The 25,053-nt window shown below is 63.5% G+C and carries 34 protein-coding genes; 1 reads left to right on the plus strand and 33 read right to left on the minus strand.

Features of this window, described 5'->3' with window-relative positions; all coding sequences use genetic code 11:
- Positions 1–57 precede the first annotated feature (57 nt).
- Both V9K93_RS04740 and V9K93_RS04745 read right to left on the minus strand, forming a co-directional pair.
- A complete protein-coding gene (locus tag V9K93_RS04740; protein ID WP_136639357.1) occupies positions 58–1,197 on the minus strand; it encodes a mechanosensitive ion channel family protein in 1,140 nt (379 codons plus the stop codon).
- 628 nt (positions 1,198–1,825) lie between these two features.
- The gene (locus tag V9K93_RS04745; protein ID WP_295379044.1) at positions 1,826–3,217 is read right to left on the minus strand and encodes a class II 3-deoxy-7-phosphoheptulonate synthase; all 1,392 of its coding nucleotides are present in this window, start codon (positions 3,215–3,217) and stop codon (positions 1,826–1,828) included.
- A gap of 221 nt (positions 3,218–3,438) precedes the next feature.
- Here V9K93_RS04745 and V9K93_RS04750 point away from each other — a divergent pair, with 221 nt between their 5' ends.
- Positions 3,439–5,565 carry a TonB-dependent receptor gene (locus V9K93_RS04750; protein WP_337302145.1) on the plus strand — a complete coding sequence of 709 codons (2,127 nt, stop codon included), beginning with the start codon at positions 3,439–3,441 and terminating at the stop codon, positions 5,563–5,565.
- Positions 5,566–5,630: 65 nt separating this feature from the next.
- Here V9K93_RS04750 and V9K93_RS04755 read toward each other — a convergent pair whose 3' ends face one another.
- From V9K93_RS04755 to rpsG, 31 genes are all read right to left on the minus strand, one after another.
- On the minus strand, positions 5,631–6,143 hold the full coding sequence (locus tag V9K93_RS04755) for a disulfide bond formation protein B (RefSeq protein WP_136639354.1): 513 nt from the start codon (positions 6,141–6,143) through the stop codon (positions 5,631–5,633).
- Between the two features lie 260 nt (positions 6,144–6,403).
- A complete protein-coding gene (rplQ, locus tag V9K93_RS04760; RefSeq protein WP_004145464.1) occupies positions 6,404–6,787 on the minus strand; it encodes a 50S ribosomal protein L17 in 384 nt (127 codons plus the stop codon).
- Positions 6,788–6,984: 197 nt separating this feature from the next.
- On the minus strand, positions 6,985–7,983 hold the full coding sequence (locus tag V9K93_RS04765) for a DNA-directed RNA polymerase subunit alpha (RefSeq protein ID WP_337302146.1): 999 nt from the start codon (positions 7,981–7,983) through the stop codon (positions 6,985–6,987).
- A gap of 55 nt (positions 7,984–8,038) precedes the next feature.
- Positions 8,039–8,668, minus strand: coding sequence for a 30S ribosomal protein S4 (gene rpsD / locus V9K93_RS04770; protein ID WP_004145446.1), 630 nt, complete (start codon positions 8,666–8,668; stop codon positions 8,039–8,041).
- A 15-nt stretch (positions 8,669–8,683) separates the two neighbouring features.
- Positions 8,684–9,073 carry a 30S ribosomal protein S11 gene (gene rpsK / locus V9K93_RS04775; protein ID WP_004145443.1) on the minus strand — a complete coding sequence of 130 codons (390 nt, stop codon included), beginning with the start codon at positions 9,071–9,073 and terminating at the stop codon, positions 8,684–8,686.
- Positions 9,074–9,084: 11 nt separating this feature from the next.
- A complete protein-coding gene (rpsM, locus tag V9K93_RS04780) occupies positions 9,085–9,441 on the minus strand; it encodes a 30S ribosomal protein S13 (protein WP_004145437.1) in 357 nt (118 codons plus the stop codon).
- A 347-nt stretch (positions 9,442–9,788) separates the two neighbouring features.
- Positions 9,789–11,156, minus strand: coding sequence for a preprotein translocase subunit SecY (gene secY / locus V9K93_RS04785; RefSeq protein WP_004145436.1), 1,368 nt, complete (start codon positions 11,154–11,156; stop codon positions 9,789–9,791).
- Between the two features lie 7 nt (positions 11,157–11,163).
- On the minus strand, positions 11,164–11,607 hold the full coding sequence (rplO, locus tag V9K93_RS04790; RefSeq protein WP_004154498.1) for a 50S ribosomal protein L15: 444 nt from the start codon (positions 11,605–11,607) through the stop codon (positions 11,164–11,166).
- Positions 11,608–11,613: 6 nt separating this feature from the next.
- Positions 11,614–11,805: a 50S ribosomal protein L30 gene (gene rpmD / locus V9K93_RS04795; protein WP_004145412.1), complete on the minus strand. Its 192-nt coding sequence runs from the start codon at positions 11,803–11,805 to the stop codon at positions 11,614–11,616.
- Positions 11,798–12,340: a 30S ribosomal protein S5 gene (rpsE, locus tag V9K93_RS04800; RefSeq protein ID WP_004145411.1), complete on the minus strand. Its 543-nt coding sequence runs from the start codon at positions 12,338–12,340 to the stop codon at positions 11,798–11,800. The genes rpmD and rpsE overlap by 8 nt, the downstream gene beginning before the upstream one ends.
- A gap of 161 nt (positions 12,341–12,501) precedes the next feature.
- On the minus strand, positions 12,502–12,861 hold the full coding sequence (gene rplR, locus V9K93_RS04805) for a 50S ribosomal protein L18 (protein WP_174238316.1): 360 nt from the start codon (positions 12,859–12,861) through the stop codon (positions 12,502–12,504).
- A gap of 80 nt (positions 12,862–12,941) precedes the next feature.
- Complete coding sequence (gene rplF, locus V9K93_RS04810) at positions 12,942–13,466, minus strand: 50S ribosomal protein L6 (protein WP_004145389.1); 525 nt, start codon at positions 13,464–13,466, stop codon at positions 12,942–12,944.
- A gap of 18 nt (positions 13,467–13,484) precedes the next feature.
- Positions 13,485–13,883 carry a 30S ribosomal protein S8 gene (gene rpsH, locus V9K93_RS04815; RefSeq protein WP_004145387.1) on the minus strand — a complete coding sequence of 133 codons (399 nt, stop codon included), beginning with the start codon at positions 13,881–13,883 and terminating at the stop codon, positions 13,485–13,487.
- Between the two features lie 259 nt (positions 13,884–14,142).
- Complete coding sequence (gene rpsN / locus V9K93_RS04820) at positions 14,143–14,448, minus strand: 30S ribosomal protein S14 (protein WP_004145363.1); 306 nt, start codon at positions 14,446–14,448, stop codon at positions 14,143–14,145.
- An 18-nt stretch (positions 14,449–14,466) separates the two neighbouring features.
- Positions 14,467–15,009 (minus strand): 50S ribosomal protein L5, encoded by a 543-nt coding sequence (rplE, locus tag V9K93_RS04825; RefSeq protein WP_004145361.1) that lies wholly within the window; start codon positions 15,007–15,009, stop codon positions 14,467–14,469.
- 11 nt (positions 15,010–15,020) lie between these two features.
- A complete protein-coding gene (gene rplX / locus V9K93_RS04830) occupies positions 15,021–15,338 on the minus strand; it encodes a 50S ribosomal protein L24 (protein WP_004145359.1) in 318 nt (105 codons plus the stop codon).
- 16 nt (positions 15,339–15,354) lie between these two features.
- Positions 15,355–15,723: a 50S ribosomal protein L14 gene (gene rplN, locus V9K93_RS04835; RefSeq protein WP_004145357.1), complete on the minus strand. Its 369-nt coding sequence runs from the start codon at positions 15,721–15,723 to the stop codon at positions 15,355–15,357.
- A 12-nt stretch (positions 15,724–15,735) separates the two neighbouring features.
- Entirely contained in the window at positions 15,736–16,005 is a 270-nt protein-coding gene (gene rpsQ / locus V9K93_RS04840; RefSeq protein ID WP_004145355.1) for a 30S ribosomal protein S17, read from the minus strand.
- Between the two features lie 11 nt (positions 16,006–16,016).
- Entirely contained in the window at positions 16,017–16,202 is a 186-nt protein-coding gene (gene rpmC, locus V9K93_RS04845; RefSeq protein WP_004145353.1) for a 50S ribosomal protein L29, read from the minus strand.
- On the minus strand, positions 16,202–16,615 hold the full coding sequence (gene rplP, locus V9K93_RS04850; RefSeq protein ID WP_004145352.1) for a 50S ribosomal protein L16: 414 nt from the start codon (positions 16,613–16,615) through the stop codon (positions 16,202–16,204). Before rplP ends, rpmC begins: the two co-directional genes overlap by 1 nt.
- Positions 16,616–16,620: 5 nt before the next feature.
- Entirely contained in the window at positions 16,621–17,355 is a 735-nt protein-coding gene (gene rpsC / locus V9K93_RS04855; protein WP_004145350.1) for a 30S ribosomal protein S3, read from the minus strand.
- Between the two features lie 18 nt (positions 17,356–17,373).
- Positions 17,374–17,709, minus strand: a complete 336-nt coding sequence (rplV, locus tag V9K93_RS04860) for a 50S ribosomal protein L22 (RefSeq protein WP_004145348.1) — start codon at positions 17,707–17,709, stop codon at positions 17,374–17,376.
- Between the two features lie 12 nt (positions 17,710–17,721).
- Positions 17,722–17,991: a 30S ribosomal protein S19 gene (gene rpsS / locus V9K93_RS04865; protein WP_004145340.1), complete on the minus strand. Its 270-nt coding sequence runs from the start codon at positions 17,989–17,991 to the stop codon at positions 17,722–17,724.
- 6 nt (positions 17,992–17,997) lie between these two features.
- A complete protein-coding gene (rplB, locus tag V9K93_RS04870; protein WP_004145339.1) occupies positions 17,998–18,825 on the minus strand; it encodes a 50S ribosomal protein L2 in 828 nt (275 codons plus the stop codon).
- Between the two features lie 10 nt (positions 18,826–18,835).
- Positions 18,836–19,135, minus strand: coding sequence for a 50S ribosomal protein L23 (rplW, locus tag V9K93_RS04875; protein ID WP_004145338.1), 300 nt, complete (start codon positions 19,133–19,135; stop codon positions 18,836–18,838).
- Positions 19,132–19,737, minus strand: a complete 606-nt coding sequence (gene rplD / locus V9K93_RS04880) for a 50S ribosomal protein L4 (protein WP_004145337.1) — start codon at positions 19,735–19,737, stop codon at positions 19,132–19,134. Before rplD ends, rplW begins: the two co-directional genes overlap by 4 nt.
- 12 nt (positions 19,738–19,749) lie before the next feature.
- A complete protein-coding gene (rplC, locus tag V9K93_RS04885; protein ID WP_004145336.1) occupies positions 19,750–20,400 on the minus strand; it encodes a 50S ribosomal protein L3 in 651 nt (216 codons plus the stop codon).
- A gap of 11 nt (positions 20,401–20,411) precedes the next feature.
- Positions 20,412–20,723 carry a 30S ribosomal protein S10 gene (gene rpsJ, locus V9K93_RS04890; RefSeq protein WP_005408208.1) on the minus strand — a complete coding sequence of 104 codons (312 nt, stop codon included), beginning with the start codon at positions 20,721–20,723 and terminating at the stop codon, positions 20,412–20,414.
- A gap of 333 nt (positions 20,724–21,056) precedes the next feature.
- The gene (gene tuf / locus V9K93_RS04895; RefSeq protein WP_012510154.1) at positions 21,057–22,247 is read right to left on the minus strand and encodes an elongation factor Tu; all 1,191 of its coding nucleotides are present in this window, start codon (positions 22,245–22,247) and stop codon (positions 21,057–21,059) included.
- Positions 22,248–22,298: 51 nt separating this feature from the next.
- Positions 22,299–24,440 carry an elongation factor G gene (fusA, locus tag V9K93_RS04900; protein ID WP_065722846.1) on the minus strand — a complete coding sequence of 714 codons (2,142 nt, stop codon included), beginning with the start codon at positions 24,438–24,440 and terminating at the stop codon, positions 22,299–22,301.
- 138 nt (positions 24,441–24,578) lie between these two features.
- On the minus strand, positions 24,579–25,052 hold the full coding sequence (gene rpsG, locus V9K93_RS04905; protein ID WP_004145321.1) for a 30S ribosomal protein S7: 474 nt from the start codon (positions 25,050–25,052) through the stop codon (positions 24,579–24,581).
- Between the last annotated feature and the right edge of the window lies 1 nt (position 25,053).

A 25,053-nucleotide genomic window follows, 5' to 3' on the forward strand; every position in this document is an offset into this window, starting at 1 on the left:
GCGTGGTAGTGCCGGCCGCTGGCCAGCAGATCCCGGGGCGCCGGCCAGCGGCCGGCACTACCGATCCGCAGGCTCCTCCGGCACGATCGCCGCCTCACCATCTTCCGCACCCGGCGACCGTACATCCGCGGTGCGTGCGCGAGGTCCTCGCGGCATGTCCAGTTCGTCTTCGTGCTGCACGCGCGCACGCACCTGCGGCAACGACTGCGGATGCTCGCGCGCCAGGAAATCCAGCATCCGCTCTCGTACCAGGCAGCGCAGGTCGAAGGCATCACCGGAACTGCGTGCGCTGACCAGCAGGCGGACCTGGATTGCCCGTTCGCTGGTTTCGGTTACCTGGGTCACGCAGACCCGCCCATCCCACAGCGCCTCACCACGGCAGATGCGCTCCAGCTCGGTGCGGATCGCCGCGATCGGGGCGCGGTAGTCCAGCCACAGGAACGCCGTGCCGAGCAGATCGGCGCTGCGCCGCGTCCAATTCTGGAACGGGTTCTCGATGAACCAGGTCAGCGGCACCACCATGCGTCGCTCATCCCAGATGCGGACCACGACGTAGCTGCTGCCGATCTCCTCGATACGGCCCCACTCGCCTTCGACGATCACCACGTCATCCAGCCGGATCGGCTGCGTCACCGCAATCTGCAGGCCAGCGATCAGGTTGCCGAACACCGGCTTGGCCGCGATGCCGGCCACCAGGCCGATCAGGCCTGCCGATGCCAGCAGCGCGGTGCCGATCTTCTGCACCATCGGGAACGTCAGTAGTACCAGCGACGCGCCCAGCACGATGATGCCGCCCATCAGCACACGGCTGAGCACCCGCGTCTGGGTCTGGATGCGGCGCGCCTCCAGGTTGTCGGAGACATCGATGGGATGGCTGCGCAGGATCGCGCGCTCGCCCGCCGCAACGCCCCGAACCAGCAACCAGATGAAGCAGGCAGTCAGGGCGATGTGCAGCACGCGCAGCAGTTGATCGAGCGTGTGTTCCGGCAATGGCGTGGCCTGCAGCGCCGGCACCAGCAACAGCAGGGGCAGTGCAAGGGCCAGCGGCGGTCCGATCACCCGGCCAATGCGCGCGCGGCGCCGGTCACGCCCGCGCAGGCGGCGGTACAGTGCCAGTACGACCCAAGCGCCCAGGCCACCGACCACCAAAGCGGTTCCGATCGGCCACAGATACTGCTGCAGGTGTTGCCATATCACTGCGCATTCTCGCTGTCTGCATCAAGGAGCCAGCGTGGCGCATGCACCATGAGCGCGATGTCAGCCGTTCGTAAGCAGAATGTAGGCGGGGGTGTTCGGCAGGGCTGCGCCCTGCACCCGCGGTAGTGCCGGCCGCTGGCCGGCAACCTCAACAGCAACAGCAAAAGCCGGTTTACTGCGGGATGGCAGGGTGGGGCCGGTTGCGGGGGACGCCGTGAATCCGTCCCTGGAGGCTTGGGCGCGCCATCCATGGCGCTTACACCCCCGCAACCGGTCCCACCCCGCCTTCGACAATTTCCCGCCGCTGTTGGTGGGTGTCGACCTTGGTCGACACGTAGATCCACGCCATGCGTGGATGCTCTTCAAATTCAATTCGAAATATTCGATTCCGATGGAGATTCATCCACGCATGGCGTGAATCCAACAGACACCGGAAAACTGTCGAAGGCGGGGCGGTGTCGGATTGCGGGGTGTCAGCCGCATGGATGCGGCTGCCAAGCCTACAGGGACGTACTTGCGGCGTCCCCGCACTCCGACACCGCCCCGCCAACCCACGGATAGCCCGCTTTTGACGTTGACGTTGCTCTGGCCTCCGGCAGGTGCAGGGCGCAGCCCTGCCGAAACACACTTACCGCACCTGCTCCTGCTTGCGCACGATCGCCATCGCGATCTCCAGCGACTGCTCGTAGTTCAACCGCGGGTCCACCGTCGAACGATAGGCGCGCTCCAGGTCACGCTCGGTCAGCTCACGCGCGCCACCGGTGCACTCGGTCACGTCTTCGCCGGTCAGCTCCAGGTGCACGCCGCCCAGGCGCGTGCCTGCGGCCGCATGCAGATCGAACGACATCTCCACTTCGCCACGCACGTTGTCGAAGCGCCGCGTCTTGAAGCCGTTGGCGGTGCTCTCGGTGTTGCCATGCATCGCATCGCACACCCACAGCACGCGACGACCGTCGCGCTTGACCGCATCCAGCAGCGGCGGCAGCTTCTGCGCGATCTGCGACGCCCCCATGCGATGGATGAAGCTCAGGCGGCCCGGCTCGTCATGCGGATTGAGCACGTCGATCAGGCGCAGCAGCTGGTCCGGGGTTACCGACGGGCCCACCTTGATCGCAATCGGGTTGCGCACGCCACGCAGGTATTCCACGTGCGCGCCATCGAGTGCGGCCGTTCGCATGCCGATCCACGGATAGTGCGTGCTCAGGTTCAACCAGCCCTGCTGGCGCGGCACCTGGCGGGTCAGCGCCTGCTCGTAGGGCAGCAGCAACGCTTCGTGCGAGGTGTAGAAATCGATGCGGTTGAGGTTGTGCACGCGGGCCCCGGCCAGGGTCTCCATGAAGTGCACCGCATCACCGATCGACGCCACCATCTTCTGGTACTCGGCGGCCAGCGGCGAATGGCTCACCCATTCCAGGTTCCAGTACTCGGGGTGGTGCAGGTCGGCGAAACCGCCGTCGATCAGCGCACGCACGAAGTTCATGGTCATCGCCGAGTGCGCGTGGGCCTGCAGCATCCGCTTCGGATCCGGCAGCCGCGCCGCTTCGGTGAAGGCCGGCGCGTTGATGACATCACCGCGATAGCTGGGCAGGGTCAGGCCATCACGGGTTTCGGTATCGGCCGAACGCGGCTTGGCGTACTGGCCGGCAAAGCGGCCGACGCGGATAACCGGCTGGCGCAGGCCGTGCACCAGCACCAGGCTCATCTGCAACAGCACCTTCAACCGGTTGGAGATGGTTCCCGACTCGCAGTCGCTGAAATTCTCGGCGCAGTCCCCGCCCTGCAGCAGGAAGCGCTTGCCCTCCTGGGCGTCGGCCAGCTGCTGCTTCAGCGCCAGGATCTCCCAGGAGGTCACCAGCGGCGGCAGCCGCTTCAGCTCGTGCAGGGCCGCGTCCAGCGCCACCGGATCGGGATAGGTTGGCATCTGCAGCGCGGTCTTGCCACGCCAGCTCTCCGGCGACCAGGCAGCGCCAGCGGCGGTCGCAGCGGGTTCGGGGACGGGCGGAACGGCGGACAGGCTCATTGCAGACTTCCGGGGTGGGGGGCCGCCATGGTCGCATCGCCAGCTGCTGCCGCAAAGGCCCAACCGGTCCGGCGCGGCCGCCTGAACGGCAGAGAAAGGCCGACGCGAGCAGCCAGATCGAGCATGGTCAGCCGCCCGGGACAAGCGCATGATTTGTTACGGAGTAACACTCTCATGTCATGGATCGGCCCCTTCCACGCCCTGCCATCACTCTTCCCATCATGAAGCCCTCGCCCCTCGCTACCGGCATCACCTTCGCCCTGGCCCTGGCCAGCCTGCCCGCCTTCGCGGCCTCCACCGATGACGACAGAACCTCGGTCAAGGACCTGGATACGGTCACCGTCAGTGCTCAGCTCGACCAGGCCCGCAACGCCCTGTCACCGGACATCGGCAGCAGCCAGTACCAGATCACCGCCGAGGACATCCAGAAGCAGCCGCTGGGCGCTTCCGCCCCGCTCAGCCAAGTGCTGCTGCAGGCCCCGGGCGTGGTCCAGGACTCCTACGGCGGCGTGCACGTGCGCGGCGACCACGCCAACCTGCAGTACCGCATCAACGGCGTACTGCTGCCCGAATCGATCTCCGGCTTCGGCCAGACCCTGGATGCGCGCACCATCAAGAGCATCCGCCTGATGGACGGCGCGCTGCCGGCGCAGTTTGGTGAGCGTACTGCTGCGGTGGTCGACATCACTACCCGCAGTGGCGCCGAGCTGGGCAACGGCGGCAGCGCCGGGCTGACCGCGGGCTCATTCGGCAAGGTCAATCCGAATGCCTCCTGGTGGGGCTCACAGGGGCGCTGGAGCTGGTTCCTGACCGGCAACTACGACCAGAACGAGGTCGGCCTGGAGAACCCGACCAACTCACGCAGGCCGCTCCACGACGACACCCACCAGGGCAAGGCGTTCGCCGACCTCACTTATCTGGTCAACGAGAACACCCGCCTGAGCGTGTTCGCCGGCTTCGCCAACAACCGTTTCCAGATTCCGGTCAACCCCGGCCAGACGCCACAGTTCGGCTACCTGGACACCACCACCTTCGACTCCAGCCAGCTGGATGAGACCCAGCGCGAGACCACCCGCTTCGGCATGCTGGTGCTGCAAGGCACGTTGGGCAGCACCGCCTACCAGCTGTCCGCCGGCCAGCGCTACAGCGATGTCGGCTTCAATCCCGACGTGGCCGGCGACCTGGTGTTCAGTGGCGTCGCCTCGCAGGTCCAGCGCAGCAACCGTGCCAACACCCTGCAGGCCGATTTCTCGACGCCACTGGGCGACAACCACACCCTGCGCTACGGCCTGTACGGCAACTACGAGAACGCGCGGGCCAGCAACGACAGCTGGGTGTTCCCGGTCGGCGCCGACGGCCAGCAGTCCAGCACCACGCCACGGCTGATTCCCGATCGCAGCGCGTTCCACGCCAGCACGCTGGCGCTGTACGTGCAGGACGAATGGAAGATCGGCGACGACTGGACCGTGAACTACGGGCTGCGTGGCGACCACTACAAGGCCTTTGGCCACACCGAGGGCCAGCTCAGCCCACGCGTGGGTGTGGTCTGGAATGCCAGCAGCAGCACCACCGTGCACGCCGGCTACTCGCGCTACTTCACGCCACCGGCCAGTGAACTGATCGCCAGCAGCGACATCGCCCTGTACGACGGCACCAGCAACCAGCAGTCCAGCTCAGGCAACAGCACGCCACTGGCCGAACGCAGCGACTACTACGACATCGGCGTCTCCCAGCAGCTGGGCGAGCACCTGACCCTGGGCCTGGATGCGTACGACCGCCGCGTCTCGCGCCTGCAGGACGAGGGCCAGTTCGGCGCCGCGTACATCTATTCGACGTTCAACTACCGCCGCGGCCACATCCGTGGCCTGGAGTTCAGTGCCGACTACAGCAACGGCCCGTTCAGCGCCTACGTCAATGCCGCCCTGAGCAAGGCGATCGGCACCGACGTCATCACCGGCCAGTACAACCTCGATCCCGAGGCGCTGGCCTACGTGGCCAACCACTGGATCCACCTGGACCACGACCAGAAGCTGACGTCGTCAGGCGGCTTCAGCTACGCCTTCGCCGGCCACAACCGGATCGGTGCCAACTACGTGTTCGGCAGCGGGTTGCGCTCGGATGTCGAGGGCGTCCCCAACGGTGGAGAGCTGCCGTCATACCTGCAGGTGAACCTCAGTGCAGGACATGACTTCAATGCCGACAGCGGCCATCCGCTGCACGTGCAGCTGGCGGTGATCAACGCGCTGGACCGCAGCTACCAGCTGCGCGATGGCGGTGGCGTGGGCGTCTTCGCACCACAGTGGGGGCCACGCCGCGGCGCCTACCTGAGCCTGCAGCAGGACTTCTGAGGCAGTGCCGGCCGCTGGCCGGCATTCCCACGGTGTGCCGGCCAGCGGCCGGCACTAACCTGCTTTCAGCGCTTGACCTTGCGCAGCGACACCACCAGTGCCCACAGCGCCAGCAGCACGAACCACACGCCCGACCACATCGGCATGGTCAGGCCCAGGAAGGTCCAGTCGATGTTGCCGCAGTTGCCGGTACCGGTCAGCACCGTGCGGAACACTTCCAGCGGCCCCATGGTCTCGCTCAGAAAGCTCAGCGGCGGGCCACAGGTGGCGCCCATTTCCGGCGGCAGCATCTGCACGTAGACGTGGCGGGCAGCGATGCCGACGCCCACCGCCGCGGCAATGAAAGCCAGCACGCCATAGGTCGCGCGGCCAGCGCGGTTGGACGGCCCGGGCCCGTGCAGTGCACCGATCAGGAACAGCAGGCCGAGTGCGGCGAACGCCAGGCGTTGGAAGATGCACAGCGGACACGGCTCCAGCCCCATCTTCAGCTGCAGGAAGATCGCGTAGCCAAGCAGGCCCGCGCAGATCAGGAAGCCCAGGAAGAACTGGGCGCGGAAGGGCCAGCGCAATGGATTCATCGTCAACGCTCAAACGGATCAGGCGCCAAGCGTAACCGAGAGTGCGCGCCATTCGAACCGCTGCAGGTGACGCCTGTCGGAACGGTATGGGTCAGACGCTCTTTGCGAACGCAAAGGGCCCGGACCCGCTGTGCTACGGGCATGGGGTCAGAGCCCTTTCCTGCGGAAAGGGATCCGCCCCCTGGAAGAGATCCGACCCCTGGAAACGCAAAAGCCCGGCAGAGGCCGGGCTTTCGCTGTGTCGCGTTGGAGCGGTCCGATTACTCGGCCACTGCCTCGGCCACGACCGGACGGTCAACCAGCTCGACGTAGGCCATCGGCGCGTTGTCGCCGGCGCGGAAGCCGCACTTCAGCAGGCGCAGGTAGCCGCCCGGACGGTTCGCGTAGCGCGGGCCCAGGATGGTGAACAGGTTGCCCACGGCTTCGTTGTCGCGCAGACGGGCGAAGGCCAGACGGCGGTTGGCGACGGAGTCGACCTTGGCCAGGGTGATCAGCGGCTCGGCAACGCGGCGCAGTTCCTTGGCCTTCGGCAGGGTGGTCTTGATCAGCTCGTGCTTGAACAGCGAGGCGGCCATGTTCTTGAACATCGCTTCGCGGTGGGCGCTGGTACGGCTGAACTTACGGCCAGACTTCTGGTGACGCATGGTGATATTCCTTGGTTAATGATGTGGCTGTGCGGATCGTTGTCGCCTTCATGGCGTTGCTGCGCGGACTGCGGTTGGTCCTGGCCATCCATCCTGGACGACCTGCCCGCGAACCTTCGTTCGTCGTGGCGGTGTTGCCTGGGTGCAATGGCCCCGCCGTTGCCGACGGGGCCATGCGGTCTTGCAGAAAGGCGTTATCAGCCCAGCATGCCGTGGCTGGCGACGCCGGCCGGCGGCCAGTTCTCCAGCTTCATGCCGAGTGACAGGCCACGCTGGGCCAGCACTTCCTTGATTTCGGTGAGCGACTTCTTGCCCAGGTTCGGGGTCTTCAGCAGCTCCACTTCGGTCTTCTGGATCAGATCGCCGATGTAGTAGATGCTTTCGGCCTTCAGGCAGTTGGCCGAACGCACGGTCAGCTCCAGATCGTCGATCGGGCGCAGCAGCACCGGATCCACGCCGTTGTTGGCCGGCTTCGCCGCACCGCGGTCGCGGTGGGTGAAGTCACCGAACACCGACAGCTGGTCGCTGAGGATGTCGGCGGCGGTGCGCACGGCTTCCTCGGCATCGATGGTGCCGTTGGTCTCGATATCGATGACCAGCTTGTCCAGGTCGGTACGCTGCTCGACGCGGGCCGCTTCCACGGCATAGGCGACGCGGCGAACCGGCGAGAACGAGGCATCCAGGACCAGACGGCCGATGGCACGGGTTTCTTCGTCCGGACGACGACGCGCGGCAGCCGGCTGGTAGCCGAAACCACGTTCGATCTTCAGACGCATGTTGACTGCCGTGTCCTTGGTCAGGTGGCAGATGACATGGTCGCCGTTCAGGATCTCCACATTGTGGTCGACCTTGATATCGGCAGCGGTGACAACGCCCGGGCCCTGCTTGGACAGGGACAGGGTGGCGCTGTCGCCGGAGTGCATACGGGTGGCCACGTCCTTCAGGTTCAGCAGGACTTCGAGCACGTCCTCCTGCAGACCCTCGACCGTGGTGTACTCATGCAACACGCCGTCGATTTCGACTTCCGTGATGGCGAAGCCCGGGATGGACGACAGCAGCACGCGACGCAGGGCATTACCCAGCGTATGCCCGTAACCCCGCTCCAAAGGTTCGATAACGACCTTTGCACGGGTGTCGGTAAGGCGTTCGATCTGCGGACCGCGAGGACGCAGAACCTGGTTGGCGGTAACCGTCATGTTGCGGGTTCTCCTAGTGAACCCCCGGCCGTCGCCGGGGGCTCTCCAATGTGAATTACTTCGAATACAGCTCGACGATCAGCGCTTCGTTGATGTCCGCAGGCAGATCCGAACGATCCGGAACAGCCTTGAAGATGCCGGTGAACTTACCGGAATCCACTTCAACCCACGACGGGCTCAGGTCATGCTGGGCGGCGACGGTCAGGGCTTCCTGGACGCGCAGCTGCTTGGCAGCCTTTTCAGACAGGGCGATGGCGTCGCCAGCCTTGACCTGGTACGAAGCCAGGTTGACCGACTTGCCATTCACGGTGACGCCGCGGTGCGACACCAGCTGACGGGCAGCCGGACGGGTCACGGCGAAGCCCATGCGGTAGACGACATTGTCCAGGCGGGTTTCCAGCAGCTGCAGGAGGTTCTCGCCGGTGTTGCCCTTCTTGGTCGAGGCCTTCTTGTAGTAGTTGCGGAACTGACGCTCCAGCAGGCCGTAGATACGCTTGACCTTCTGCTTTTCACGCAGCTGGGTGGCGTAGTCGGACAGCTTGCCCTTGCGGGCAGTGGCGCCGTGCTGGCCGGGCTTCTGCTCCAGCTTGCACTTGGAGTCCAGCGCACGCGCCGGGCTCTTCAGGGACAGGTCGGCGCCTTCGCGACGGGCGAGCTTACAGGTAGGACCGATATAACGAGCCATTTCTTATCGCTCCCTTTAGACGCGACGCTTCTTCGGCGGACGGCACCCGTTGTGCGGGATGGGCGTCACGTCGATGATGTTGGTGATCTTGTAGCCGACGTTGTTCAACGAACGCACGGCCGACTCACGGCCCGGACCCGGACCCTTGATGCGGACTTCCAGCGACTTCACGCCGTAGTCCAGCGCAGCACGACCGGCCTTTTCGGCAGCCACCTGGGCAGCGAACGGGGTCGACTTGCGCGAACCGCGGAAGCCAGCGCCACCGGAGGTCGCCCACGACAGAGCATTGCCCTGGCGGTCGGTGATGGTCACGATGGTGTTGTTGAACGAAGCGTGGACGTGGGCGACGCCGTCGGTGACGACGCGCTTGATCTTCTTCTTGGTTTTAGCAGCGGGCTTAGCCATTTATAGGTCCCTTACTTCCTGATCGCCTTGCGCGGGCCCTTGCGGGTGCGGGCGTTGGTACGGGTGCGCTGGCCACGCAGCGGCAGGCCGCGACGGTGACGCAGGCCGCGGTAGCAGCCCAGGTCCATCAGGCGCTTGATCGCGATGCCGATTTCACGGCGCAGATCGCCCTCCACGATGTACTTGCCGACTTCGGCGCGCAGGCGCTCGATTTCCGGCTCCGACAGATCGCGGATCTTGGTGGTCGAAGCAACGCCTGCGACTTCGCAGACCTTCTTCGAACGGGTACGGCCGATGCCGTAAATGCTTTGCAACCCGACCCAGACGTGCTTCTGGGCTGGCAGGTTGACGCCTGCAATACGCGCCATGACGCGGTTCTCCAGCTGAGTGATGGCCGACAGCGCGCCTCGGGCACGCCAATCCGGCAGGATGGATCAAAAAAGTGAACTAGCGATACTAACAAGGTTCCGGTTTACATGGAAGCCCGTGAAACCATTGGTTTCATGAACCCGGCCTGGGGAGTGTGCCCAGGCTCCGGCGCCGGATGGGGTTGATCCTGGGGTTTCCCCCGGGGTCGCCCGCGCTACTCCAGCGCGGGACCACCTCATCACACCCCCACCCGGAACCGCTGCGGGGGCCGCCCTTCGTTTGTGTGGCCGGAGTCCGCGAAGCGGAGGGACCATCACGTCAGGAAGACGAAAGTATAACAGGCCAATCAGCCGCGGGCAAAACCGCCGCGGTTGCCGCCCTTCAGGTTGGCCTTCTTCAACAGGCTCTCGTACTGGTGCGACATCAGGTGCGCCTGCACCTGGGCAATGAAGTCCATCACCACCACCACCACGATCAGCAGCGACGTGCCGCCGAAGTAGAACGAGGCGTTCAGCTGCGTGCGCATCAGTTCCGGCAGCAGGCAGACGATCACCAGGTAAGCCGAGCCGGCCGCGGTCAGGCGGGTCAGCACGCCATCGATGTAATCAGCAGTGGCCTTGCCCGGACGGATGCCCGGAATCAGCGCACCCGACTTCTTCAGGTTGTCTGCGGTTTCCTGCGAGTTGAACACCAGCGCGGTGTAGAAGAACGCGAAACCGGTGATCAGAGCGGCGAACACGATCATGTGCAGCGGCTCGCCCGGACCGAGGGCGTTGGCCACCTTCTGCAGGATCTGGCCGGTGCTGCTCTGGTTCGCAGCCTGGCCGGACCACATCGCCAGGGTGGCCGGGAAGGCCAGCAGGCTCGAGGCGAAGATCGCCGGGATGACGCCGGCCATGTTGAGCTTCAGCGGCAGGAACGAGGTCTGGTTCATGTACGCGTTGCGACCGCCCTGGCGGCGCGCGTAGTTCACCGTGATCCGGCGCTGGCCACGCTCGACGAACACCACGAAGAAGGTGAAGGCGAGCACGACGATGGCGATCAGCAGCAGCTGGATGAACTGGATGTTGCCGTCGCGGTAGGCGTCGAAGGTGTGGATGACCGCACCCGGCAGGCCGGCCACGATACCGGCGAAGATGATCAGCGACACGCCGTTGCCGATGCCGCGCTCGGTGACCTGCTCACCGACCCACATCAGGAACATGGTGCCGGCGGTCAGCGCGACCACGGCGGTGAGCACGAAGCCCATGCCTGGTGCGTACACGACCGGAGCGCCCGACGGCGAGACCTGGCCCTGCAGGGCCAGCGCGATCGAACCGCCCTGCACCACTGCCAGCAGCACGGCGCCGATGCGCGAATACTGGGTGATCTTGCGGCGACCGGACTCACCTTCCTTCTGCATCGCCTTCAGGGCGGGGAAGATGTGCACGGCCAACTGCATCACGATCGATGCCGAGATGTACGGCATCACGTTCAGCGCGAAGATGCTGAAACGGTGCAGGGCGCCGCCCGAGAACATGTTGAACATGTCCACGATGCCGCCGCCCTGCTGTTGCATCATGGCAAGCATGGCATCGGGATTGACGCCCGGCACCGGCACATAGCAGCCGATGCGATAGACGATCAAAGCCCCGACGACGAACAGCAAACGTTGGCGAAGTTCAGTGAACTTGCCCATTCCGCCCGCGAGGTTACCGATGCCAGCTTGCGCCATGATTTTCTTACTCCGTTACGCTGCCGCCGGCAGCTTCGATCGCGGCCTTGGCACCAGCCGTGGCAGCGATACCCTTCAGGGTGAACGCCTTGGTCACTTCGCCCTTGACGACGACCTTGGCCTTCTTTGCAGTGCTCGGGACCAGCTTGGCAGCACGCAGGGCGGCGAAGTCGATCTCACCGGCCGGCAGCTTGTCCAGCGCGTACAGCAGCACTTCAGCGGTGTCCTTGGCGATCGGCGAACGGAAGCCGATCTTCGGCAGACGACGCTGCATGGGGGTCTGGCCGCCTTCGAAGCCAGCCTTGATCTTGCCGCCACCCTTACGGGCGAACGAACCCTTGTGGCCGCGGCCGGCAGTCTTGCCCAGGCCCGAGCCGATACCGCGACCGACGCGGGTGCGCTCGGTGCGGGCGCCCGGTGCCGGGCTCAGTTCATTGAGACGCAGAGTCATGATCGATTACTCCTCAACCTTGACGAGGTAGTGAACGGTGTTGATCAGGCCGCGAACCTGCGGGCTGTCCTTCAGTTCACGCACATCGTTCAGCTTGTTCAGGCCCAGAGCACGCACCGACAGGCGGTGACGCGACTGAGCACCACGCAGGCCACGCACCAGGCGCACCTTCACAGTCTTGTTGGACTCATTAGCCATGGTTGAGTTCCTCCACCTTCTTGCCGCGCTTGGCCGCGATGCGAGCCGGCGACTGCGCAGCAGACAGGCCCTTCACGGTGGCACGCACCAGGTTGATCGGGTTGCGCGAACCGGTGGCCTTGGCCAGCACGTTCTTCACGCCAACCGCTTCCAGCACGGCGCGCATGGCACCGCCGGCGATGACGCCGGTACCTTCGGAAGCCGGCTGCATGAACACGCGGGCTGCGCCGTGACCATCCTTGATGGTGTGCCACAGGGTGCCGTTGTTCAGGTCAACGCTGACCAGGTTCTTGCGAGCCTGCTCCATCGACTTCTGGATGGCGACCGGCACTTCGCGGGCCTTGCCATAACCGAAACCGACCTTGCCTTCGCCGTCGCCGACAACAGTCAGGGCGGTGAAGGTGAACTGGCGGCCACCCTTGACGGTCTTGCTGACGCGGTTGACCGCGACCAGCTTTTCGATCATGCCGTCGTCGACTTTCTCTTCGCGGTTACGGTCGCGATCGCGACCCCGCTGCTGACGTTCTTCTGCCATCTTGATTCCTTGGTTGTTTGGGTATGTACGGCTCGAGGCCGCTTATGGTTGTGGAGTGGCGCGTTGTACCGGTGGGCCGCTGCAGAAGAGCGGCGCCGTCCAGCCTCATTCAGGCTGGCGAGCAGGCGGGCAGGAGACCAGAGGCCCCCTGCCCTTGTCCCTTAGAACTGCAGGCCGGCTTCGCGGGCGGCTTCTGCCAGGGCCTTGATGCGGCCGTGGTAGCGGTAGCCCGAACGATCGAAGGCAACCTTCTCGACGCCGGCGGCCTTGGCGCGCTCGGCAACGATACGGCCAACCTTGGCAGCAGCATCAGCGTTCTTGCCGTTCTTCAGGCCGTCCTTGATGTCGGCCTGGGTGGTGTTGGCAGCAGCCAGCACCTTGGAGCCGTCGGCGGTGAAGACCTGGGCGTACAGGTGCTGACCGGTGCGCAGCACCGACAGGCGGGCGACACCGAGCTCACGGATGTGGGCGCGGGTCGACTTGGCGCGACGCAGGCGGGCGATGTTCTTGTTCATTTTGATTATTCCTTGAAAGCTGAAGGATGGGCTTTTCCCTGAGGAGTCCGCACAGGGATGTGCGGGCTCTTGCAAGGGACTCGCACTTACGCCTTCTTGGCTTCCTTACGGATGATGACTTCGTCGGAGTACTTCACGCCCTTGCCCTTGTACGGTTCCGGCTTGCGGAACGCACGGATCTTGGCGGCAACTTCACCGACGACCTGCTTGTCAGCGCCCTGCACCAGGATTTCGGTCTGGGTCGGGGTGGTGATGGTGATGCCTTCCGGCGCCACGAACACGATCGGGTGCGAGAAGCCCAGCGACAGGCTGAGGTCCTTGCCCTGCATGGCGGCACGGTAACCCACGCCGACCAGCTCCAGCTTGCGCTCGAAGCCTTCGGAAACACCCTTGACCATGTTGGACAGGATGGCGCGGACGGTACCGGTCAGCGGGATCAGATCGACGCTTTCGGTGCTCAGGGTGGCAACGCCGTTCTCGACGTTGATGGCAATACCAGCCGGCTTGGCCAGCGACAGGGTGCCCTTCGGGCCCTTGGCGGTGACGTTGTCGTTCTGGACGTTCAGTTCAACCTTACCCAGGTCGATCGGCTTCTTGGCTACGCGGGACATAGTTCTACTCCTTTCGCCTTAGGCCACGAAGCACAGGACTTCGCCGCCGACGCCCAGCTGGCGCGCCTGCGCATCAGTCATGATGCCCTTGGAGGTGGAAATGATGGAGATACCCAGGCCGTTCATGACCTTCGGCAGCTCGCTCTTGCCGCGGTACTGGCGCAGGCCCGAACGCGAGAAGCGCTTCAGGGTCGCGATGACCGGCTTGCCTTCGAAATACTTCAGCACGATTTCCAGCTCGGACTTGTTGTTCTCGAGCGCAGTCACGCGCAGGTCGGTGATGTAACCCTCGTCCTTCAGGACCTGGGCGATCGCAACCTTGATCTTGGACGACGGGGCTTTCACCGTCTGCTTGCCAACCGCGGCCGCATTCTTGATGCGGACCAGCAGGTCGGCGATGGGATCAGTCATGCTCATATGAGTACCTTTGAGTGCACCGATATCCGCTTTCGCGAAAATCTGTTGTCTCCTGGAAACGGGCCAGGTCCCTTCATGCAGTGGGCCGGAAGCCCACCCCTACATCCCCGTTTGCGCAGGGCAAGACGCGGGAGTATACGCCAAAAGAGCCCGACTTGCGTCGGGCTCTTCGGGTTTTTTCGCAGAGGGAAAGCTGAACGCCTTCCCTTCCCGGTTCAGGAGCCCCCGAGGGGGCCCCTGATCGCAGGACCGGCTGGGATTACCAGCTGGCCTTGCGCAGGCCCGGAACGTCGCCACGCATGGTGGCTTCGCGCAGCTTGTTGCGACCCAGGCCGAACTTGCTGTACACGCCACGCGGGCGGCCAGACAGTTCGCAACGGCTGCGGTGGCGGCTCGGCGACGAATCGCGCGGCAGCTTCGACAGCTTGGTGGCGGCCTCGATCTTCTCTTCGTAGGTCGCGTCCTGCGAGGACACGATCTTCTTCAGAGCCGCACGCTTGACAGCGTACTTTTCAGCCAGCTTCTTCCGCTTGATGTCGCGGTTGACCATGGAGGTCTTTGCCATTTCGGTTTCCTCGACGGATCAGTTACGGAACGGGAACTTGAACGCTGCCAGCAGCGCCTTCGCTTCCGCGTCGGTCTTCGCAGTGGTGGTGATGGCGATATCCATGCCGCGGATCGCGTCGACAGCGTCGAAGTCGATTTCCGGGAAGATGATCTGTTCCTTCACACCCATGTTGAAGTTGCCGCGACCGTCGAAGGAACGACCGGAAACACCACGGAAGTCGCGCACGCGCGGCAGCGAGATGTTGATCAGGCGGTCCAGGAACTCGTACATCTTGTGGCGACGCAGCGTGGTCTTGCAGCCGATCGGCCAACCATCACGGATCTTGAACGACGCAACCGAGATACGCGACTTGGTGACAACCGGCTTCTGGCCGGAAATCTTGGTCATGTCGCCGACGGCGTTTTCCAGGATCTTCTTGTTGGTGGCCGCTTCGCCGACACCCATGTTCAGGGTGACCTTGACCAGCTTCGGCACTTCCATCGGATTGGTGTAGCCGAACTGCTTCATCAGCGCCGGCACCACTTCTTCCTTGTAAAACTTTTCGAGACGGGAAGTCATCTTCACATTCCTCAGGCGTCGAGCGCCTCACCGCTGGAGCGGAACACACGCAGTTTGCGTCCATCCTCCAGCACCTTGAAGCCAACGCGTTCGCCCTTGCCCGAAGCCGGGTTCAGCACATTCACGTTGGAGATATGGATCGACGCTTCACGCTCGACCACGCCGCCGGCAACACCTGCCTGCGGGTTCGGCTTGGTGTGGCGCTTGACGATGTTCACGTTGGCGACGACCACACGGTCGCCGTCGACGCGGACGATTTCGCCCTGCTTGCCCTTGTCCTTGCCGGCGTTGACGACAACCTGGTCGCCCTTCTTGATACGGTTAGCCATGATTATCTCCTGTCGCTCACAGCACTTCGGGAGCGAGCGAGACGATCTTCATGAACTTCTCCGAACGAAGTTCACGCGTCACCGGCCCGAAGATACGGGTACCGATCGGCTCCTGCTTGCTGTTCAGCAGAACGGCAGCGTTGCCGTCGAAGCGGATCAGCGAGCCATCGGCGCGACGCACACCCTTGCGGGTACGCACCACGACGGCGTCATACACTTCACCCTTCTTGACCTTGCCGCGCGGAATTGCATCCTTCACGGTGACCTTGATGATGTCGCCGATACCGGCGTAACGGCGCTTGGAACCACCCAGCACCTTGAAGCACATCACCTGCTTGGCACCCGAATTGTCCGCGACGTCAAGGTAGCTCTGCATCTGGATCATGATTCAGACTCCTTATTCAGCCGCACGCGTGATGACTTCCACCACGCGCCAGTTCTTGGTCTTGGACATCGGAGCAATCTCGGTCACGCGGACGACATCGCCTTCCTTGCAGGCGTTGTCGGCATCGTGGGCGTGCAGCTTGGTCGAGCGCTTGATGTACTTGCCGTACAGCGCGTGCTTGACCTGACGCTCAACCAGGACGGTAACCGTCTTGTCCATCTTGTTGCTGACGACACGGCCTTCGACCGTGCGCAGCGCCTTGTTTTCAGTATTGTCGCTCATAGCGGCCATCCTTACTTCGTGCTGCCGAGCAGGGTCTTGACGCGAGCAATCTCGCGACGGACCCGGCGGATGTCGTGTGTCTTCGGCAGCTGGCCGGTGACCTGCTGCATACGGACAGAGAACTGTTCCTTACGCAGGTCGATCAGGTGGGCCTTGAGTTCGTCAGCCGACTTTTCACGGAGAGTTTTGAGTTCCATCAGCGCACCGTCCGGGTCACGAAAGTGGTGGTGACCGAGAGTTTGGCGGCGGCCAGGCGGAATGCCTCGCGTGCCACGTCTTCGGTAACACCCTCGATTTCATAGATCATGCGGCCGGGCTGGATCTGGGCCACCCAGTATTCCACGTTGCCCTTACCCGAACCCATTCGAACTTCGATGGGCTTCTTGGTGATGGGCTTGTCGGGGAACACGCGGATCCACATCTTGCCGCCGCGCTTCACGTAGCGGCTGATCGAGCGGCGGGCCGCTTCGATCTGACGCGCGGTCAGCTGACCGTGGGCGGTTGCCTTCAGGCCGTATTCGCCGAAGCTGACAGCGTTGGCGCTCCAGCTCAGGCCTTCGTTACGGCCCTTGTGTACCTTGCGGTACTTGGTTCGCTTGGGTTGCAACATTGTCGTTACCTCGCTTCACGGGCCGGGCGCTGACGGTCACCACGGTCGCCGCGATCGTGACGATCGTTGCGCGACGGGGTGTCGTCCTGCTTTTCCTGGCCAACCTGGGAGAAATCGAAGACTTCGCCCTTGTAGATCCAGACCTTGATGCCGATGATGCCGTAGGTCGTCTTGGCTTCAGCGAAGCCATAGTCGATGTCGGCACGCAGGGTGTGCAGCGGCACGCGGCCTTCGCGGTACCACTCCGAACGGGCGATTTCTGCACCGTTGAGGCGGCCACCAACGTTGACCTTGATGCCCAGGGCACCCAGGCGCATCGCGTTGCCCACCGAGCGCTTCATGGCGCGGCGGAACATGATGCGACGCTCCAGCTGCTGCGCGATCGATTCGGCAACCAGCTGTGCGTCCAGCTCCGGCTTGCGCACTTCGGTGACGTTGATGTGCGCCGGGACGCCCATCATCTCGCTCACTTCCTTGCGCAGCTTCTCGATGTCCTCACCGCGCTTGCCGATCACCACGCCCGGACGGGCGGTGTGGATCGTCACGCGAGCGGTCTTGGCCGGACGCTCGATCAGGATCTTGCTGATGCCGGCCTGAGCCAGCTTCTTGCGCAGCATTTCGCGAACTTTCAGGTCGGCTGCCAGGTAACCAGCGAACTCGGCCTTGTTGGCGTACCACTTGGAGTTCCAGTCCTTGGAAATGCCGAGGCGGATACCAATCGGATGAACTTTATGACCCATGGTCTTTTCCTTATCCGCTTACTTGGCGGCGCCCACAACCACAGTGATGTGGCTGGTGCGCTTGAGGATGCGGGTACCGCGGCCTTTCGCCCGCGCCATGAAACGCTTCAGGGTCGGACCTTCATCAACCATGATGGTCTGAACCTTCAGCTCGTCGACGTCGGCGCCCTGGTTGTTCTCGGCATTTGCAATAGCCGACTCCACCACCTTCTTGATCAGGTGGGCAGCCTTCTTGTCCGAGAACTTCAGCAGGTTGACCGCACGCTCGGCCGGCAGACCGCGCACCTGGTCAGCGACCAGACGAGCCTTCTGCGGGGAGATGCGCGCAGTGCGCAGGATGGCTTTCGCTTCCATTGTCATCTCTCCTTACTTGCCCGACTTCTTGTCACCACCGTGACCCTTGAAGGTCCGGGTGATGGCAAATTCGCCGAGCTTGTGGCCGACCATGTTCTCGTTGACGAGAACCGGGATGTGGTTCTTGCCGTTATGCACGGCAATGGTGACGCCTACCATGTCAGGCAGGATCATCGAACGACGCGACCAGGTCTTGATCGGACGCTTGCTACCCGCAGCGGCAGCCACCTTAGCAACCAGGTGGTGATCGACAAACGGGCCCTTCTTGAGTGAACGTGCCATGGTCGATTAGCCCCTACGATCGCGGACGATGAACTGCTGAGTGCGCTTGTTATGGCGCGTCTTGTAACCCTTGGTCGGGACACCCCACGGGGTGACCGGATGCGGGTTACCCTGGCCGGCCTTCGCCTCACCACCACCGTGCGGGTGGTCAACCGGGTTCATGGCTGCACCACGAACGGTCGGGCGGACGCCGCGCCAGCGCTTGGCACCGGCCTTGCCCAGCTTTTCCAGGCTGTGCTCGTCGTTGCCGACTTCGCCGATGGTTGCGCAGCACTCGACCGGAACCTTGCGCATTTCACCCGAGCGCAGGCGCAGGGTGGCGTAGATGCCTTCACGAGCCACCAGCTGCACGGCCGCACCAGCGGCGCGAGCGATCTGAGCGCCCTTGCCGGGCTTCAGTTCGATGCAGTGGATGGTGGTACCAACCGGGATGTTGCGCAGCGGCAGGGTGTTGCCCGCCTTGATCGGGGCGTCCGAACCGGCGATCACCTGATCACCCGCCTTCAGACCCTTCGGGGCGATGATGTAGCGACGCTCGCCGTCGACGTAGCACAGCAGGGCGATGTGGGCGGTGCGGTTCGGATCGTATTCGATGCGTTCCACACGCGCCGGGATGCCCAGCTTGTTGCGCTTGAAGTCGATGATGCGGTAGTGCTGCTTGGCACCACCACCGACGTGACGCACGGTGATGCGGCCATGGTGGTTACGACCACCCGAGCGGCTCTGCGACTCGACCAGCGCGGCGTGCGGAGCACCCTTGTGCAGGTCGGGAGTGACCACGCGCACGGCCGAACGGCGGCCGGGGGAAGTGGGCTTGAATTTCATCAATGGCATGGGATGTACCTCAGGCCTTGGCCGTTACATCGATCGACTGGCCGTCGGCCAGGCGAACGTACGCCTTGCGCCAATCGCCGCGGCGGCCAGCACGGTTACGGAAGGACTTGTTCTTGCCCTTGACGTTGACCACGTTGACTGCTTCGACCTTGACGTCGAACAGCTGCTCAACCGCGGCCTTTACATCGGCCTTGGTGGCTTCGTTCGAAACTTCGAAGACATACTGGTTGGAGAGTTCCTGCAGGCGCGCGGTCTTTTCGGAGACACGCGGGGCACGCAGCACGCTGAAGATTTTTTCGTTGCTGTTCATGCCAGCCACTCCTCGACCTTCTTGACCGCGTCAGCGGTGATGACGACCGTGTCGGCACCGACCAGCGACACCGGATCCAGGCCCTGGACGTCACGCACCTGCACGTACGGCAGATTGCGGGCGGACAGGTACAGGTGCTCGGAGGCTTCTTCAGTGACGATCAGCGGGCGCTTGCCCACTTCCAGGCCGGCCAGCTTGGCGATCAGACCCTTCGTGTTGGTCACTTCGACATCGAAGGACTCCACGATGGTCAGACGGCCTTGACGGTTCAGCTCGGACAGGATCGCGCACATGGCGGCACGGTACTGCTTACGATTGACCTTCTGCTCGAAGCTGCGCGGCTTTGCCGCGAAGGTGACACCGCCGCCGACGAAGATCGGAGCCGTCAGTGCGCCATGACGCGCGCCGCCGCCCTTCTGCTTCTTCGACTTCTTGGTGGTACCTGCCACTTCGGAGCGAGTCTTCTGCGCCTTGGTGCCGGCGCGACCGGCGTTGCGGTAAGCAACGACGACCTGGTGGACCAGATCTTCGCTGAAATCGCGACCGAACACGGCGTCGGAGACCGAGACCTTGTTGTTGCTACCCGTGATAACGAGTTCCATCGTCATCTCTCCTTATGCCTTGCTCGCCGGACGGACGATCACATCGCCACCCGCCGCGCCCGGAACGGCGCCGCGAACCGCGATCAGACCGCGCTCCACGTCGACCTTGACCACTTCCAGGTTCTGGGTGCTCTGCTGCACCGCGCCCATGTGGCCCGACATCTTCTTGCCCGGGAAAACGCGACCCGGGGTCTGGCGCTGACCCAGCGAACCCGGCGCGCGATGCGACAGCGAGTTACCGTGGGTTGCATCGCCCATACGGAAGTTGTGGCGCTTGATGGTGCCCTGGAAACCCTTACCCTTGGTGACACCCTGGACGTCGACGATCTGGCCGACTTCGAAGATGTCCGCCTTGACTTCGCCGCCAACGGCGAAATCGCCGAGCTGCGCGTCTTCAACGCGGAATTCCCACAGGCCACGGCCCGCTTCCACCTTCGCCTTGGCGAAGTGGCCGGCTTCCGGCTTGTTGACCAGGGCAGCGCGACGCGCGCCGACGGTCACCTGCACGGCGCTGTAGCCGTCGGTTTCGACGGTCTTGATCTGCGCGATGCGGTTCGGGGTTGCTTCGATCAGGGTCACCGGGATGGAACGACCATCTTCGGTGAACACGCGGCTCATGCCAGCCTTGCGGCCCACGAAGCCCAACGAATACTTCTTCGTCATGGTCGTAGTCCTCAGGTCAGCTTGATCTGAACGTCGACGCCGGCAGCCAGTTCGAGCTTCATCAGCGCGTCCACGGTCTTGTCATTCGGGTCAACGATATCGAGCACGCGCTTGTGCGTGCGGGTCTCGTACTGGTCACGCGCGTCCTTGTCGACGTGCGGGGAGACGAGAACGGTATAACGCTCGATCTTGGTCGGCAGCGGGATCGGGCCACGCACTTGCGCGCCGGTCCGCTTGGCCGTCTCAACGATCTCGCTGGCCGAACGGTCGATCAGACGATGATCGAACGCTTTCAGCCGGATCCGGATCTTTTGGTCCGCCATGGCGGTAGGTTCCTTCGTTAAAAGAGCGACAGACAAAGCCTCTGGGTTGCTTTGTCCCATGAAATTCCTGAATACAGACGGCCCGCACTCCTGCAGGCCGACAAGGTCAATCCATGGACCTCAAAAACGTAGGCAGACCCGTTTCCCGGTCTGCCCAGACGTAGAAGCATAATGGCACGCAAGGCAGCTGTCAACAGTCTCCTGTTGACGCCGCCTGAATGGCATTGACCCTTCCTGGTCCGGGGAACACAAGGCACATCCTGTGCCTGCTTTCCCATTTTGATACGCCCCGATGCCCTACCCAGGCAACATCGGGGCGCAGATACTACCAGATTACTCGATGATCTTCGAGACCACGCCGGCGCCGACGGTACGGCCGCCTTCGCGGATGGCGAAGCGCAGGCCTTCGTCCATTGCCACCGGGTTGATCAGGGTGACGACCATCTTGACGTTGTCACCCGGCATCACCATTTCGACGCCTTCCGGCAGCTGGGCTGCACCGGTGATGTCGGTGGTGCGGAAGTAGAACTGCGGACGGTAGCCGTTGAAGAACGGGGTGTGACGGCCGCCCTCATCCTTCGACAGCACGTACACTTCGCCTTCGAACTTGGTGTGCGGCTTGATCGAACCCGGCTTGGCCAGAACCTGGCCACGCTCGACGTCGTCACGCTTGGTGCCGCGCAGCAGCAGGCCAGCGTTGTCGCCTGCCTGACCCTGGTCCAGCAGCTTGCGGAACATTTCAACGCCGGTCACGGTGGTCTTCTGCACCGGACGGATACCGACGATTTCGATTTCGTCGCCGACCTTGATGATGCCGCGCTCGATACGACCGGTCACCACGGTGCCGCGGCCCGAGATCGAGAACACGTCTTCCACCGGCATCAGGAACGGCTTGTCGATCGCACGCTCCGGCTCCGGAATCCAGCTGTCCAGGGCGTCGACCAGCTTCAGGATGGCCGGCACGCCGATGTCGCTCTGGTCGCCTTCCAGCGCCAGACGGGCCGAACCCGCGATGATCGGGGTGTCGTCGCCCGGGAAGTCGTACTTGCTCAGCAGCTCGCGCACTTCCATTTCGACCAGCTCGAGCAGCTCGGCGTCGTCGACCATGTCGGCCTTGTTCAGGAACACGACGATGTACGGCACGCCGACCTGACGCGACAGCAGAATGTGCTCGCGGGTCTGCGGCATCGGGCCGTCAGCGGCCGAGCAGACCAGGATCGCGCCGTCCATCTGGGCAGCACCGGTGATCATGTTCTTGACGTAGTCAGCGTGGCCCGGGCAATCGACGTGGGCGTAGTGACGCTTCTCGGATTCGTATTCGACGTGCGCGGTCGAGATCGTGATACCACGAGCCTTTTCTTCCGGCGCGGCGTCGATCGAGGAGTAGTCCTTGAACTCGCCACCGAAGCGCTCGGCACCGATCTTGGTCAGTGCGGCGGTCAGCGTGGTCTTGCCGTGATCGACGTGACCGATGGTGCCGACGTTGACGTGCGGCTTGGTGCGCTCGAACTTACCCTTTGCCATTGTTGTATACCTTGATTTTGTAAGTGGTTTTCAGGAGAGGCTGAGCGAGGCTCAGCCCTTCTTCATGACGGCTTCGGCGATGTTGTTCGGCGCCGGCTCGTAGTGATCGAATTCCATGGTGAAGGTGGCACGGCCCTGGGTCTGCGAACGCAGCGCAGTGGCGTAGCCGAACATTTCACCCAGCGGGATCATCGCGTTGATGATGCTGGCCGAACCGTCACCGGTGGTGTCGGAACCCTGCAGCACGCCGCGACGACGGCTGACGTCGCCCATCACGTCACCCTGGTAATCCTCCGGGGTCACGATCTCGACCTTCATGATCGGCTCCAGCAGAACCGGCTTGGCCTTGGCGAAGCCCTGCTTGAAGGCCATCGACGAAGCGAGCTTGAACGCCATTTCCGAGGAGTCGACGTCGTGGTACGAGCCGAACACCAGCTTGACCTTGACATCCACCACCGGGAAGCCAGCCAGCGGACCGCTGGTGATGGTTTCGCGCAGGCCCTTTTCGATCGAAGGAATGAATTCCTTCGGGATCACGCCGCCGGTGATGTCATTGACGAACAGGAAGTCATCCTTGATCGCCGGGGCCAGCTTGGCATCGGCACGGTCTGCAGCGGTCAGCGGCGACAGCTCGATCACGACGTGACCGTACTGACCCTTACCACCGGACTGCTTGGCGTGCTTGTAGTCCGACTTGACGTCGGCCAGGGTGATGGTTTCGCGGTAGGCCACCTGCGGCGCGCCGACGTTGGCTTCAACGTTGAACTCGCGCTTCAGGCGGTCGACGATGATGTCCAGGTGCAGCTCGCCCATGCCCGAGATGATGGTCTGGCCGGATTCTTCGTCGGTCTTGACGCGGAACGACGGATCTTCCTGCGCCAGGCGACCCAGAGCCAGACCCATCTTTTCCTGGTCCGACTTGGTCTTCGGCTCGACAGCCATCGAGATCACCGGCTCCGGGAACGTCATGCGCTCCAGGATGATCGGCTGGTCGATCGAGCACAGGGTGTCACCGGTGGTGGTGTCCTTCAGGCCCACGGCAGCGGCGATGTCACCGGCCAGAACTTCCTTGATCTCTTCGCGGTTGTTCGAATGCATCTGCAGGATGCGGCCGATGCGCTCCTTCTTGCCCTTCACCGAGTTCAGCACGGTGTCGCCACCGTTCAGGGTGCCCGAGTAGACGCGGAAGAAGGTCAGCGCGCCGACGAACGGATCGGTGATGATCTTGAAGGCCAGCGACGAGAACGGAGCCTTGTCGTCCGACTTGCGGCTCATGGCGACGTTTTCGTCGTCCACGTCGGTACCGGTCACGTCCGGCACGTCGACCGGCGACGGCAGCAGCTGGATCACGCCGTCGAGCATGGCCTGCACGCCCTTGTTCTTGAACGCCGAGCCGCAGTACATCGGCACGATCTCGGTGGCCAGGGTGCGGGTACGCAGCGCATTGATGATTTCAGCCTCGGCCAGCTCTTCGCCGCCCAGGTACTTTTCCATCAGCTCTTCGTTGGCTTCAGCCGCGGCTTCGATCATGAAGGTACGGGCTTCTTCAGCCTTTTCCTGCAGGTCGGCCGGGATGTCGCCGTATTCGAACTTCATGCCCTGCGAGGCTTCATCCCAATGGATGGCCTTCATCTTCAGCAGGTCGACAACGCCCTTGAAGCCCTCTTCAGCGCCGATCGGCAGCTGCATCGGCACGGCGACGGCGCCGAGCTTTGCCTTCAGCTGGTCACGGACCTTGTAGAAGTTGGCACCGGTGCGGTCCATCTTGTTGACGAACGCGATGCGCGGCACCTTGTAACGGTTGGCCTGGCGCCACACGGTTTCCGACTGCGGCTGCACGCCACCGACGGCACACAGCACGAACACCGCACCGTCGAGCACGCGCAGCGAACGCTCGACTTCGATGGTGAAGTCAACGTGCCCGGGGGTGTCGATGATGTTGAAACGGTGCTCCGGCAGGGACTTGTCCATGCCCTTCCAGAACGCGGTGGTCGCAGCGGACTGGATCGTGATGCCACGCTCCTGCTCCTGCTCCATCCAGTCCATGGTGGCGGCGCCGTCGTGCACTTCACCGATCTTGTGGCTCTTGCCGGTGTAGAACAGGATGCGCTCGGACGTGGTGGTCTTGCCGGCATCGATGTGGGCCATGATGCCGAAGTTACGGTAACGCTCGATGGGAGTGGAACGGGCCACGGGGAGCCTCTCAGATTTCTTGGATTTCGGATGGCCGAACGCCGCCTTGCGGCGGCCTTCGGATTGGCGCAGTCCTTCCGGGACCGCGAGGCAGCACCGTAATGGTGCTGCCCTGCCTGTTTTACAAGGCCGTCAAACTCACCAGCGGTAGTGGGCGAATGCCTTGTTGGCTTCGGCCATGCGGTGGGTTTCTTCGCGCTTCTTGATGGCGCCGCCACGGTTTTCCGAGGCGTCGATCAGTTCAGCAGCCAGCTTCTTCGGCATGGTGTTCTCACCACGCTTGCGCGCGGAGTCGATCAGCCAGCGCATGGCCAGGGCCATCTTGCGCGACGAACGCACTTCGACCGGCACCTGATAGGTGGCGCCGCCGACGCGACGCGACTTCACTTCGACCGCCGGAGCAACGTTGTCCAGCGCCTTCTGCACCAGTTCAATGGCGTTGGCGCTGCTGTTCTTCTCGGTGATCACGTCCATGGCGCCGTACACGATCTTTTCGGCGACGGACTTCTTGCCGCTCTGCATGACCATGTTGATGAAGCGGGCGATGGTTTCGCTTCCGTGCTTCGGATCGGGCAGGACGGAACGCTGCGGAGTATTACCCTTACGCGACATA

Source organism: Stenotrophomonas sp. CCNWLW162, assembly GCF_037203745.1.
Classification (GTDB): Bacteria; Pseudomonadota; Gammaproteobacteria; order Xanthomonadales; family Xanthomonadaceae; genus Stenotrophomonas; species Stenotrophomonas maltophilia_AQ.